A 12,241-nucleotide genomic window follows, 5' to 3' on the forward strand; every position below is an offset into this window, starting at 1 on the left:
CAGAGACAGAAGAGGGAAGCACCATGGCAGCTTCGGCGGATTCAAGGACCACTGAGCGCATCGTCATCGAGAACTGCTCGATCGCCACGGTCGACGCACACGACACCGAGTACGCCTCGGGATACATCGTGGTGGCGGACAACCGCATCGAGTCCGTCGGCGCCGGCAAGGCGCCGGAGGGACTCACCGGCGTCGTGCGTCGCGTCGACGGCACCGGCCACCTCGTCACGCCCGGCCTCGTCAACACCCACCACCACTTCTACCAGTGGATCACCCGGGGCCTGGCGACCGACCACAACCTCTTCGACTGGCTGGTCGCGCTGTACCCGACGTGGGCGCGCATCGACGAGCCGATGGCCCGCGTGGCGGCGCAGGGTTCCCTCGCGATGATGGCCCGCGGCGGTGTCACCACCGCGATGGACCACCACTACGTCTATCCCCAGGGCTCCGGCGACCTCTCCGGCGCGATCATCGGCGCGGCCCGCGACATGGGCGTACGCTTCACCCTCGCCCGCGGCTCCATGGACCGCAGCGAGAAGGACGGCGGTCTGCCGCCGGACTTCGCGGTGGAGACCCTCGAAGGCGCGCTCGCCGCGACCGAGGCGACCATCGACGAGCACCACGACGCCTCGTTCGACGCGATGACACGGATCGCCGTCGCCCCCTGCTCGCCCTTCTCCGTCTCCACCGAACTGCTCAGGCAGGGCGCCGAGCTGGCCCGCCGCCGGGGCGTACGGCTGCACACGCACGGCTCGGAGACCGTCGAGGAGGAGCAGTTCTGCAAGGAACTGTTCGGGATGGGCCCCACGGACTACTTCGAGTCGACCGGCTGGCTCGGCGACGACGTGTGGATGGCGCACTGCGTCCACATGAACGACTCCGACATCGCCGCCTTCGCCCGCACCGGCACCGGTGTCGCGCACTGCCCGTCCTCCAACGCCCGTCTCGCCGCAGGCATCGCCCGCGTCCCCGACATGCTCGCCGCCGGTGTCCCCGTCGGGCTCGGCGTCGACGGCACCGCGTCCAACGAGTCCGGCGAACTCCACACCGAGCTGCGCAACGCGCTCCTCGTCAACCGCCTGGGCGCCCACCGCGAGAAGGCGCTGAACGCCCGTCAGGCGCTGCGCCTGGGAACCCACGGCGGCGCCAGGGTCCTGGGCCGGGCCGACGAGATCGGCTCCCTGGAGCCGGGCAAGCTCGCCGACCTGGTGCTGTGGAAGCTGGACACCCTCGCCCACGCCTCCATCGCCGACCCGGTGACCGCCCTGGTCTTCGGTGCCGCCGCCCCGGTGACGCTCTCCCTCGTCAACGGTAAGCCCGTCGTCGAGGACAGCCGTCTCATCACGGTGGACGAGGACGCCATCGCCCGCGCGACCCGCGACGAGGCCCGGCGCCTGGCGCAGATCGCCGCCGGAGCCTGACGCTCCGCACCCCCATGACAGGCCGGCCGAGGGGGACGGCCCTCGGCCGGCCGCCGTGGACCCAGCGAGGTTCACGGCAGCCTGTGCGGGAGCGCGTGAACCCGTTCACGCGCTCCCGCACAGGTGAGCTCCAAGCTGCCCGCACCAGCTGCACGACCTGCACCAACGCACCACTCAGCACCACCTCCCTGATACCCACGTCGTCCGACGTGTACCCGACCGGAGGAAGCCGTGGCAGCTACGCCCAGGTTTCGTAAGAACGCAGTCGACGGAAGCGCACCCGAAAAAAGCACCGCAGAAGGGAGTACGGCGGAAGGGTCGGTGGGCAAGCACCCGGTCGACGAGAAACTGCCACCCCTCAGGATGTTCACCAGCGGCCTGCAGCACGTGGCCGCGATGTACGCGGGCGTGGTGGCGCCGCCCATGATCGTGGGGCCCGCCGTGGGCCTCAGCGCGAAGGAGACCGCCTTCCTCATGGGGGCGAGCCTCTTCACCGCGGGGATAGCCACCCTGCTCCAGACCCTCGGGTTCTGGCGCATAGGCGCCCGGCTGCCTTTCGTCAACGGCGTCTCGTTCGCCGGGGTCACCCCGATGATCGCGATAGGCAAGGACCGGGGGCACGACGGCATCGCCGTCATCTTCGGGGCGATCATCGTCGCCGGTCTCCTCGGCTTCGTCCTCGCCCCCTACTTCTGCAAACTGGTCCGGTTCTTCCCGCCCGTGGTCACCGGCACCGTCATCACCCTGATCGGCGTCTCGCTGCTGCCGGTCGCCTTCAACTGGTCGCAGGGCGGCAACGCCACCGCCGCCGACTACGGCTCGATGACCAACATCACGATGGCCGCCGTCACCCTCCTGATCGTGCTGGCCCTGCGCAAACTGCTGCGGGGCTTCCTCCAGCAGATCGCCATCCTTCTCGGCCTGGTCATCGGCACCCTCATCGCGATCCCCGCCGACATCACCGACTTCGGGGCACTGGGCGACGCCGACGTGGTCGGTTTCCCGACGCCGTTCCACTTCGGCGCACCGCAGTTCGAGGTCGCCGCCATCATCTCGATGTGCATCGTGATGCTGGTCTGCATGACCGAGTCCACCGCCGACATGCTGGCCCTCGGCAAGATCGTCGGCCGCCCGGCGGACGAGCGGACCATCGAAGGCGGTCTGCGCGCCGACACCCTGGGCAGTGCCATCAGCCCCCTCTTCAACGGTTTCATGTGCAGCGCGTTCGCCCAGAACATCGGGCTGGTCGCCATGACCAAGGTCCGCAGCCGGTTCGTCGTCGCCTCCGGCGGTGTCATCCTGGTGCTGCTCGGCCTGGTCCCCGTCGCCGCGTCCGTCATCGCCCTCGTGCCGCTTCCGGTTCTCGGCGGCGCGGGCATCGTGCTCTTCGGATCGGTCGCCGCGAGCGGAATCCAGACCCTGGCGACCGCCGCCCTGGAGAAGGGCGAGAACGCCCTGATCGTCGCGGCGGCCGTCGGCGTCGGGCTCATCCCGATCGCCGCGCCGGACTTCTACCACGCCTTCCCCGAGGACCTGCTCGTCGTCCTCGACTCGGGCATCTCCACGGGCTGTGTGGTGGCGATCGTGCTGAACCTGGCCTTCAACCACTGGGGCCGCACGCCGGACGCCGATCCGGAGGCGGAGGTCCCGGAGAGCGAGCAGCCCAAGGACCCGATGGCCGTGCCCGTCGCCCACTGACCCGTCGGTGCGCGTATGCGGACCCCTTCGGGGGCCACGCGTACGCGCACCGTGCGTGGACCCGTGTCAGCCGATGTGGTAGCTGTCGCCGTAGACCTGCCAGTCCAGCGGCGGGTCCAGATCCAGATTGCCGTCGCGCAGGAAGACCCGCTGCGCCGTGTCGACGCGGCTGGTGTCCGAGTGGGCCTCCTCCTGCTTCATCGCCCGTACCCGCGCGTCCAGGAAGGCGTCGAGGTAGGCCACCTCGTCACCGCCCTGCGACGGCGGGCTCGCCTGCGCCAGCGCCCGCTGCCTGATCGAGCCGAAGCTCGCGCTGTCGTTGCCGCCTCCGTGCATCACGATGGCGTCGTAGTACGCGAACTGGCCGAGTGTGCCGAGACCGTCGGCCTTGCCCTGGCTCACCGCCGGGTCGAAGTACACCCGGTCGCGCTCGTCGTTCTGCGCCTGCTGGAACGCCCCGTCCGACGCCGCCTCGCGCCAGTGGCCCGGGTAGCCGGGGTCGAGCCCTTCGTGCGAGTCGGAGCCGTCCACCTGCCGCAGGGCGGGCAGGTACGCCTCCAGGACGTTGCCCGGCCGGCCCTCGGCGTAGCGTTCCACCAGAGCCAGCATGTCTCCGGTGCCGGAGCAGAATCCGATGATGCCCGCGGTGTAGCCGCGGCCGTCGCCGATGTCCTCGATGTAGCCGTACTGGCCCTTCCATTCCAGCGTGGAGTTCTCCGCGCTGGAGACCAGTTGCATGGCGATCTCCTTCTTCGCGGGATCGTCGAGTCCGGTCGCGGCTGCCTCCAGGTGTGCGGCCGACGGCGTGGGGGCCTCGGCGTGAGCGGCGGCCGGAACCGCGGTGAACGTCAGCCCGAGGGCGACGACCGCGAGTCCGGCGTTGCGGGTGAGTCGAGTGAGTCGGGTGATGCGACGTGAGGTGCTGGTGTGGGGTTGATGCACCGGTCCTCCAGAAGGAGTTCGCCGTTCCGATGTTCTGTTAGGAAGCTTTCCTATCAGGCTTCGAGGGTGCGGTGAAGGTCCCGGACGCGGGTGAGCCGAAACGTCCCCGCATGGGCGAAGAGCCCTTGCCGGCGGGTACGGGGGCGTGGTGCCGTCCGGGCCGGCGCCCCTTCGCGGACGGCGGTGGCGCGCCGCACGGGGAGGCAGCCCTCATCTGCGGAACGGGAATCCCCGCTTCCTGGACACGGCTGGACAGCCGGCATCCCTCGCGGATGCGCGCACATGCCGCACGCGTGGGAACCGGCGTACGCGAACGGGCCGGTGGGCGCGTCGAGCGCCCACCGGCCGGCGGTTTCACACGTGGTCGATGCGGAAGCTCTCGCCGTACACCCGCCACGCCAGCGGTGTCTCCAACTGCAGCTTTCCCTCGCGCACGAAGGCGCGTTGGGCCGTCTCCACCCGGCTGGTGTCGCTGTGCGAGGGCTCCTTGCGGATGGCGGAGACCCGGGCGTCCAGGAAGGCGTTCAGATAGGCCTCCTCGTCACCGCCCCTGGAGGGCGGTTCCGCCGCGGAGAGGGCCTGGTCGCGTATCGTCCGGAAGCCGACCGTGCCCTTGGCGTCCGCGTACCCGTGCATCACGTAGGCGTCGTAGTAGATGAACTGCCCCAGCGCGCTGAGCCCGTCGGCCTCGGCACGCTCGACGGCCGGATCGAAGTACGCGGAGTCACGCTCCGCGTCCTGTGCCGCGCGGAACGCCGAGTCCTTCGCGGCCTCCTTCCAGGCCCCGGTGAACGCGCTGCCGAGTCCCTCGTGCGCGTCGCTTCCGTTCACCGCGCGCAGCGCCGGGAGGAAGTCCGCGAGCGCGTTCCCCGGACGCTTCCGCGCGTAGCGCTCGACCACCTTGAGCATGTCTCCGGTGCCGGAGCAGAATCCGATGATGCCCGCGGTGTAGCCGCGGCCGTCGCCGATGTCCTCGATGTAGGCGTACTGGGCCTTCCAGTCCAGGGTGGAGTTCTCCGCACTGGAGACCAGCTGCATGGCGATGGCCTTCTTCGCGGGGTCGTCGAGGCTCTTCTCCGGGGCGCCGGAGGAAGATCCGGAACAGCCGGCCAGGACGAGGGTCGCGGCAGCGGCGAGGACGAGACGCATGTGCTTCACGCACCAAGCCTGCCAGGCCGGGGGGGCCGGGCCGGGCGTGGGTCCGACGCCTGTAGCGTTCGGGACATGGAAGATCAGTCTGTAGTGGACGTCGGCGATGTGCGCCTGGCGTACCGGACCTGGGGCGACCCCTTCGGTTCACCCGTGGTCCTGTTGCACGGCCTCGGGGGCTCGTCCCTGAGCTGGGAGGCGGTGGGTGCGCTCCTCGGTGAGGAATGGCGGGTCTACGCCATCGACCTGCGCGGCCACGGAGAGAGCGACTGGCCCGACGAGTACGGCTTCGAGCAGATGCGGGACGACGTCCTGGAGTTCCTCGACGCCTGCGAGCTCGACCGGGTCGGCGTCGTCGGCCACTCCATGGGCGGAGTCGTCGCCTATCTGCTCGCCGAGGAGCACGCGGACCGGGTGGAGCGGCTGGTGCTGGTCGAGACGCCGCCCCCCTTCCCCGGGCAGCTGATCGCCGACAGCGGCCCCACGGGGCCGGTCGACTACGACGAGAACGCCGTCCCGGCCGTCCGGGCGCAGATCGCCGAGCCGGATCCCCGCTGGGAGGAGGAGCTGGGACAGATCGTCGCTCCGACCCTGATGATCGCGGGCGGCCCGGAGAGCTCCATGCCGCAGGGACGGCTGGCCGACATGGCCTCGCTCATCCCCGACTGCCGGCTGATCACCCTGGGCGGCGGTCACCACGTGCACAAGAAGCACGCGGATCAGGTCGCCCACCAGATCACCGAGTTCTTCACCAGCTGAGACCGCCCGCGGCCAGGGCGCGGGCGTCGTCCCGGTCGCGCCGCCCGGCCCCGTGCGGTGCCGGGAGCGGACTCCGCCGGCCGTCAGGCGCCCGGCCGCCAGTCCGGGCGCCGGCCGCTCAGTCCGATCACCCGGTCGACCAGGGGTGCGTCGTCCGGGACGGGCACCGGCGGTCCGAAGATCGCGTCGGCGCCGGACCGGTCGTCGTCCCCCGGCGCCAGCATCGCCTCCGACGACCGCAGGCTCGCCTCGTCCGCCCGGAAATCCTGTCCCGTCGCCCTGGCCAGATCCCAGCCGTGCACGACCAGCTCGTTGCGTGCGACCATCCCCGCGACCTCACCGGGCAGGTCGACACCGCCCGCCCTGGTCATCCCCTCCAGCGCGTCCGGGGAGCGCCAGGCCGCGACCAGCTCGTCCAGCAGCGTCGGCAGGGCCGTGCGCCAGTCGGCGGGCAGCGTCGGCAGGGCGGCGTCCGGAGAGGTGTCGGTCGTCGCGCCGAGGTTCTTGAGCCCCGCGTCACGGAACGCGACGGTCAGCCCCAGCAGGTGACCGAGGAGCTCCCGCACCGAGTAGTCGGGGCAGGGGGTCGGGCCGGACAGCTGCCCGTCGTCGACGGCGCCGAGGAGATCGCGGATCTGCCGCGCCGCCGGTCCGAGATCGAGACCGGGCGCGGTTGCCTTGTCGGATTCCATACTCCTCAGACCTCTTCCGGGCCCGGAACTCATCGCGGACATTGCGGAACGTTCCGATCCACCCCCTTGTCGGGGGCCCCACCCGCATGGCATATAGGTCTGGACCATTCCTGTCGGATGGAAGGCATCACCGTGCAACGCCCCCACGCACGCACCGCGTTGGCCTGTTCCGCCGCGCTGCTCCTCGCCCCGCTCACCGCCTGTGGTGGCACCGCGCAGGCGGACACCAAGAAACCCACGGCACCCACGGGTGTGACGGCCCAGGCGAGCAGCGCGCTCTCCGCCCACGTCATGTGGGAGCAGGCCTCGGACGACAAGGGAATCACCGGCTACGACGTCTACCGCGAGGGAAGGAAGATCCTCTCGGTGCCCGCGACGAAGCTGATGACCGACGTGGACGGCCTGACCGCCTCCACGGACTACACCTTCACCGTCAGGGCGCGCGACGCCGCCGGGAACGTCTCGGCCCCGAGCGCCTCCGTCGCCCTGACCACCCCCGCCCCCTCCCCCGACGACACGGAGCCGCCGACCACCCCGGTGAAGCTCCGGGGCAAGGCCGACACCGCCAGGACGGTCACCCTGTCCTGGGGCGGATCCACCGACGACGTGGGTGTGACGGCCTACGACGTCTACCAGGAGGACTCCAGGATCCACAGCGTCCCGGGGACCGAGACCACGGCCCGGCTCTCCGGACTGCGCCCCGGCACCGTCTACACCTTCACCGTCCGCGCCCGTGACGCCGCCGACCACTCCTCGCCGGACGGCAACGCCCTCGACCTCACCACCCCGACCGCGCCGGGCGCTCCCGCGAGCACGGCCCCCACCGGACTGCGGACGAAGGCGACGGCGCAGAAGAACGAGTTCCTGGTCGACCTCTCCTGGGACCAGCCGGACACCGGGGGCGCGATCCCCGCGTACCAACTGTTCCTGAACGGAAGGCTGACCACCACGATCGTCTGGGGCGGCACCCCGCCCGCGGGCCGCGCCACCTACGAGCTCACCCTCACCGACCCGCCCGGCACCCGCTACTCGCTCAAGATCCGGCCCAAGCTCCCTGACGGGACCTGGGGCGACTTCTCGGCGCAGCGGACGGTGGTGCTGCCCGGCTGAGCGGTGACAGGCCGCTCACGGTCCGCGCCAGAGGTTGGCGAAGGCCGCGTTCTCGATGGTCCGCCTCTGGCGTACGGCCTCCAGTTCCATCACCGCGTCGTGGACGGCCGCCACCACGGTCGTCACCGCCTCGTCGTCGAGGGCGCGCTCGCCGTCGTCCCTGTCGTCGTCGATGCCCACGGCCGAGGCGAGGGCGGCCAGGACGGGTTCCCGCGCGTCCCGGCGGTCGGCCGCCCGGCGGCGGCCGGGCGTGTCGGCCGGTTCGACACGTTCCGGCCCGAAGGGCGACCGGCCGCTTCGCTTCCGCGTCAGTTCGCCGTCCCTCTCCAGACCGTCCTGGTACGCGGCCGAGAGGTCCTTGCCCCGGCGCCACAGCCAGTCGTCGATCCGCTCGTAGGGCGGTTGCCGGGTGAGCCGTTCCACGGCGTCGCCGAGGAGCGCGTCGTCCGGTGTCCACGGCTCTCCCGGCACGATGCGGTCACCGTCCACGGCGACGGCCCCCGCACCGACGAGGTCGATCAGCTCGGCTCCCGCGAGCGCGAGCGACAGGTCGCCCTGCCCCACGGGATGCTCCGGCCGGGGGTCCAGGGTGGTGATGAACAGGTCCTTCGCCGTGGTCATGAAGGGCTCCCCTCGGAGGCGTCGACACGGGTGCACCCCCGCCGGCCCCGTCCGGAAGGGCGCGCGGCGAGACGACCGTCACGATCAGTATCGCCCCCGGGAAGGCCGCATGGTCAAGGTACCGGCCTCCGGCGGCGGTGCCGGAGGCCGGTACAGGAGGCGGTCGGGATGCGAGGCGCGCTTCCCGGCGTACCGTCGCCCGGCCGTCATCGCGGTCATGGGATCCCGCGTCGGCGGCATCCGGATCCTGACCCTGGGTGACGAGATCGGGCCCGACTTTCGCTGATGGGCATCCGTCCCCCACAATCGGACAGCGACCTCCCCTCGTGACGCCACGGGATCAGCCATGCCCGTTTCAGGCCGTCACCGCCGCACAGCCCGCGAAGCCGGGCGCCGCAGGCATGAGGTGGGCGCCATCGGAAGGACGCAGGAACGATCTCCCTGCTGAGGAGGCACGTAGTTGGAAGGAAGGCTGGCCATGGCGGTCGATGCGCGCGGCGAAGTCGAGGAGTTCATCCTGGGCGACCGGTTCTCCTGTCTGGCGGGTCGGTCCGCCTGGCGACGCGGCGGCATCGCCCATCGGCACTACGACGTCCTCGGTGGCGAGGAGTCCGCCCGGCTGATGGCGTGTGACCTCGCCGAGTTCGTGGAGTCGGCGGACTGGAGCGCCCGGACGTTCACCAGTTTCGTCGCCACCTTCGAGCAGCCGCGCGGGGTGGACGAGGTGCGGTTCGAGGAACTGCTCTGGCAGCAGCTGCAGTTGCTGCACGAGCAGGATGCGCGGACACACCGCTGGGCCGACGGCTACTCGTCGGATGCCGGGTCCGGGGAGTTCGCGTACAGCGTGGCCGGCCACCCCTTCTTCGTGATCGGCCTGCACGAGACCCACCGCAGGTGGGGTCGGCGGCCGCCCTTCCCGATGCTCGCCTTCAACTCGCACGAGCAGTTCGACCGGATCAAGGGCGCCGGCATGTGGGACCGACTGGCGGACAAGATACGCAAGCAGGACATCAAGCTGCAGGGAGACATCAACCCCAACCTGCACGAATACGAACAGCTCTCCGAGGCCCGTCGCTACTCCGGCCGTACCAAGCCGGCCGACTGGGAGTGCCCCTTCGCCGCCCGTGAGCCGGAGTCGCGGCAGCCGGGGAGGGAACTGACGGTCTCGGTCGTCTGAGGGCGGGCGGAGTTCCGCACCCCTGCCCGGTGGGGGCAGGGGTGCGGTGCTCGGTCCTGCGGGGTCAGCCCAGCTGCTCGTACGCCGGCAGCGTCAGGAAGTCCGCGTAGTCCTGGTCCAGCGAGACCTGGAGCAGCAGGTCGTGGGCCTGCTGCCACTTGCCGGACTCGAAGGTCTCGTCGCCGATCTCCGTGCGGATCGCGGCCAGTTCCTCGGCGGCGACCTTGCGGGCCAGCTCCGCCGTGGCGTGCTCGCCGTTCTCGAAGATCACGTCCGCGTTGATCCACTGCCAGATCTGGGAGCGCGAGATCTCGGCGGTGGCCGCGTCCTCCATCAGGTGGAAGATGGCGACCGCGCCCATGCCGCGCAGCCACGCCTCGATGTAGCGGATGCCGACCGCGACCGCGTTGCGCAGGCCGTCGTACGAGGGCTTCGCGTCCAGCGTGTCGATGGCGATCAGGTCACCCGGCGCCACCGAGACGTCCTCGCGCAGGCGTTCCTTCTGGTTCGGCTTCGCGCCGAGGACCGCGTCGAAGGAGGCCATGGCGATCGGGACCAGGTCCGGGTGGGCCACCCAGGAGCCGTCGAAGCCGTCGCCGGCCTCGCGGTCCTTGTCGGCCTTGACCTTCTCGAAGGCGACCTTGTTGACCTCGGCGTCACGACGCGAGGGGATGAAGGCCGCCATACCGCCGATGGCGTGCGCGCCGCGCTTGTGGCAGGTGCGGACCAGGAGTTCGGTGTACGCCCGCATGAACGGGGCGGTCATCGTGACCAGGTTGCGGTCCGGCAGGACGAACTTCGATCCGCCGTCGCGGAAGTTCTTGACGATGGAGAAGAGGTAGTCCCAGCGGCCCGCGTTCAGCCCGGAGGCGTGGTCGCGGAGCTCGTAGAGGATCTCCTCCATCTCGTACGCGGCGGTGATCGTCTCGATCAGGACGGTCGCGCGGACCGTGCCCTGCGGGATGCCGACGTACTCCTGGGCGAAGACGAAGATGTCGTTCCAGAGGCGGGCCTCCAGGTGTGACTCCGTCTTCGGCAGGTAGAAGTACGGGCCCTTGCCGAGGTCGATCAGGCGCTGCGCGTTGTGGAAGAAGTAGAGGCCGAAGTCGACCAGCGCGCCGGGCACCGGGGTGCCGTCGAGCTGGAGGTGGCGCTCGTTCAGGTGCCAGCCGCGCGGGCGCGTGACGACGGTCGCGAGCTCATCGGCGGGCTTGAGGGCGTAGGACTTGCCCGACTTCGCGTCGGTGAAGTCGATGTTCCGGGTGTAGGCGTCGATCAGGTTGAGCTGGCCGGTGATCACGTTCTCCCACGTGGGGGCGGACGCGTCCTCGAAGTCTGCGAGCCAGACCTTGGCGCCCGAGTTGAGGGCGTTGATGGTCATCTTGCGGTCGGTCGGACCGGTGATCTCCACCCGGCGGTCGTCGAGCGCGGCAGGGGCCGGGGCGACCTTCCAGGTGTCGTCCACGCGGATCGCTTCCGTTTCCGGGAGGAAGTCCAGCGTGGAGGTGCGGGCGATCTCGGCCCTGCGCTCGCCGCGGCGGGCGAGCAGCTCGTCACGCCGGGGCGTGAACTGCCGGTGCAGCTCGGCCACGAACGCGAGGGCCGCATCGGTCAGGACCTCGTCCTGCCTCGGCAGGGGCTCGGCGTCGACGATGGCCAGCGGGGACGGCGCTGGTGCGGACATGAGCTGTCACTCCTTCAGCGGGGGCGGCGCGGACGGCGTCCCACGGCCGCCGGGTCGCCAGGTATGGCACGGCGTGCCGTGGCTCCGAGATACGGCCGTGGGTGCCGTCCGGGTGCGGAAGCGATGTGGCGTGCGTGCCGCATGCTTCTGATCAGTGGATATTAGTTTCCTCATGGTGGAAGTTCAATGGTTTGTTGATGTCGAGATTCTCCGGGTCGACAGAAGTGCCGCCGTGGTGGCGCGGCGTGCCAGGTCCTGCACGGACGGTTCACCCCGGCGTGCCGGGTCACTCCAGGTGTGTCAGGTCCTCCGTCGTGTCGATGTCGTACGCCTGAGCCACATCGGAACATTCGACGAGCGTGATCGCATCGCGGTGCGCCCGCAGATAGCCCCGGGCCCCCTGGTCGCCGAGCGCGCCCGACGCGATGTCCGCCCACCGGTCGGCCCCGAACAGCACCGGGTGCCCGCGCTCGCCGTCGTACGCGGCGGCCGCCAGGGTCGTCCGGGACAGGTAGGCGGAGCGGACGCGCGCCACCGCCTCGGCCCCGATGCCCGGCTGGTCGACCAGGAGCACCAGTGCGGCGTCCGCGGCCGAGCCCGTGAGCGCGCCCAGCCCTGCCCTGAGGGAGGACCCCATGCCCTCCTCCCACTGCGGGTTCACCGTCACCGTGCACGCCGAGAGGTCCGCCCGTGCCCGTACCTCGTCGGCCGCCGCGCCCAGCACGACGTGGACGGGGCCGCAGCCGCCGTTGCGCAGCGCCCGTGCCGCGTGTTCGACGAGGGGGCGGCCGCGGTGTTCCAGCAGGGCCTTCGGCCGGCCGCCCAGGCGGCGCCCGCCGCCCGCCGCGAGCAGCACTCCGGCGACCGTGGGGATCTGTTCTGTATGAGGCATGCGCCCTGGATACCACTGTGCTGTCCGTACCCGCGGAAGGAGTGTCACCCCTCAGGGGTACCCTCGTTCCGGGCCCGCACTGTGGCGCACGCCACC

12 protein-coding genes are annotated in these 12,241 nt (G+C 70.8%); 6 read left to right on the forward strand and 6 right to left on the reverse strand.

The window, feature by feature from the left end:
• Positions 1-23: 23 nt before the first annotated feature.
• Positions 24-1,421, forward strand: coding sequence for an 8-oxoguanine deaminase (locus B9S57_RS05390; protein ID WP_103514365.1), 1,398 nt, complete (start codon positions 24-26; stop codon positions 1,419-1,421).
• Between the two features lie 231 nt (positions 1,422-1,652).
• A complete protein-coding gene (locus B9S57_RS05395) occupies positions 1,653-3,119 on the forward strand; it encodes a nucleobase:cation symporter-2 family protein (protein ID WP_103514366.1) in 1,467 nt (488 codons plus the stop codon).
• Positions 3,120-3,185: 66 nt separating this feature from the next.
• Here B9S57_RS05395 and B9S57_RS05400 read toward each other — a convergent pair whose 3' ends face one another.
• Together B9S57_RS05400 and B9S57_RS05405 are read right to left on the reverse strand one after the other, a co-directional pair.
• Positions 3,186-4,061, reverse strand: coding sequence for a chitosanase (locus tag B9S57_RS05400; RefSeq protein WP_103514367.1), 876 nt, complete (start codon positions 4,059-4,061; stop codon positions 3,186-3,188).
• A 354-nt stretch (positions 4,062-4,415) separates the two neighbouring features.
• Positions 4,416-5,210 carry a chitosanase gene (locus B9S57_RS05405; RefSeq protein WP_103514368.1) on the reverse strand — a complete coding sequence of 265 codons (795 nt, stop codon included), beginning with the start codon at positions 5,208-5,210 and terminating at the stop codon, positions 4,416-4,418.
• Positions 5,211-5,285: 75 nt separating this feature from the next.
• On the opposite strand from B9S57_RS05405, the gene B9S57_RS05410 reads away from it, so the two are divergent.
• Positions 5,286-5,969, forward strand: a complete 684-nt coding sequence (locus tag B9S57_RS05410) for an alpha/beta fold hydrolase (RefSeq protein ID WP_103514369.1) — start codon at positions 5,286-5,288, stop codon at positions 5,967-5,969.
• A gap of 83 nt (positions 5,970-6,052) precedes the next feature.
• On the opposite strand, the gene B9S57_RS05415 is transcribed toward B9S57_RS05410, so the two are convergent.
• The gene (locus B9S57_RS05415; protein WP_103514370.1) at positions 6,053-6,661 is read right to left on the reverse strand and encodes a TIGR03086 family metal-binding protein; all 609 of its coding nucleotides are present in this window, start codon (positions 6,659-6,661) and stop codon (positions 6,053-6,055) included.
• Positions 6,662-6,778: 117 nt separating this feature from the next.
• On the opposite strand from B9S57_RS05415, the gene B9S57_RS05420 reads away from it, so the two are divergent.
• Positions 6,779-7,771, forward strand: coding sequence for a fibronectin type III domain-containing protein (locus B9S57_RS05420; protein WP_181011238.1), 993 nt, complete (start codon positions 6,779-6,781; stop codon positions 7,769-7,771).
• 15 nt (positions 7,772-7,786) lie between these two features.
• On the opposite strand, the gene B9S57_RS05425 is transcribed toward B9S57_RS05420, so the two are convergent.
• Positions 7,787-8,392, reverse strand: coding sequence for a GPP34 family phosphoprotein (locus tag B9S57_RS05425; RefSeq protein ID WP_103514371.1), 606 nt, complete (start codon positions 8,390-8,392; stop codon positions 7,787-7,789).
• Between the two features lie 109 nt (positions 8,393-8,501).
• Between B9S57_RS05425 and B9S57_RS34340 the strand changes: the two genes are divergently transcribed.
• Positions 8,502-8,678: a hypothetical protein gene (locus B9S57_RS34340; protein ID WP_181011239.1), complete on the forward strand. Its 177-nt coding sequence runs from the start codon at positions 8,502-8,504 to the stop codon at positions 8,676-8,678.
• A gap of 192 nt (positions 8,679-8,870) precedes the next feature.
• Complete coding sequence (gene gntA, locus B9S57_RS05430; protein WP_103514372.1) at positions 8,871-9,569, forward strand: guanitoxin biosynthesis heme-dependent pre-guanitoxin N-hydroxylase GntA; 699 nt, start codon at positions 8,871-8,873, stop codon at positions 9,567-9,569.
• A gap of 64 nt (positions 9,570-9,633) precedes the next feature.
• Here gntA and aceB read toward each other — a convergent pair whose 3' ends face one another.
• A complete protein-coding gene (aceB, locus tag B9S57_RS05435) occupies positions 9,634-11,253 on the reverse strand; it encodes a malate synthase A (RefSeq protein WP_103514373.1) in 1,620 nt (539 codons plus the stop codon).
• A gap of 286 nt (positions 11,254-11,539) precedes the next feature.
• On the reverse strand, positions 11,540-12,145 hold the full coding sequence (locus tag B9S57_RS05440) for an NTP transferase domain-containing protein (RefSeq protein ID WP_103514374.1): 606 nt from the start codon (positions 12,143-12,145) through the stop codon (positions 11,540-11,542).
• Between the last annotated feature and the right edge of the window lie 96 nt (positions 12,146-12,241).

Source organism: Streptomyces sp. SM10, assembly GCF_002910915.1.
Taxonomy (GTDB): Bacteria; Actinomycetota; Actinomycetes; order Streptomycetales; family Streptomycetaceae; genus Streptomyces.

Coding starts and splice junctions, on each gene's coding strand:
- B9S57_RS05415 (WP_103514370.1), bottom strand. CDS start 6,661: ATGGAATCCGACAAGGCAACCGCGCCCGGTCTCGATCTCGGACCGGCG.
- B9S57_RS05425 (WP_103514371.1), bottom strand. CDS start 8,392: ATGACCACGGCGAAGGACCTGTTCATCACCACCCTGGACCCCCGGCCG.
- gntA (WP_103514372.1), top strand. CDS start 8,871: ATGGCGGTCGATGCGCGCGGCGAAGTCGAGGAGTTCATCCTGGGCGAC.
- B9S57_RS05440 (WP_103514374.1), bottom strand. CDS start 12,145: ATGCCTCATACAGAACAGATCCCCACGGTCGCCGGAGTGCTGCTCGCG.
- aceB (WP_103514373.1), bottom strand. CDS start 11,253: ATGTCCGCACCAGCGCCGTCCCCGCTGGCCATCGTCGACGCCGAGCCC.
- B9S57_RS05405 (WP_103514368.1), bottom strand. CDS start 5,210: ATGCGTCTCGTCCTCGCCGCTGCCGCGACCCTCGTCCTGGCCGGCTGT.
- B9S57_RS05410 (WP_103514369.1), top strand. CDS start 5,286: ATGGAAGATCAGTCTGTAGTGGACGTCGGCGATGTGCGCCTGGCGTAC.
- B9S57_RS05420 (WP_181011238.1), top strand. CDS start 6,779: ATGGAAGGCATCACCGTGCAACGCCCCCACGCACGCACCGCGTTGGCC.
- B9S57_RS34340 (WP_181011239.1), top strand. CDS start 8,502: ATGGTCAAGGTACCGGCCTCCGGCGGCGGTGCCGGAGGCCGGTACAGG.
- B9S57_RS05390 (WP_103514365.1), top strand. CDS start 24: ATGGCAGCTTCGGCGGATTCAAGGACCACTGAGCGCATCGTCATCGAG.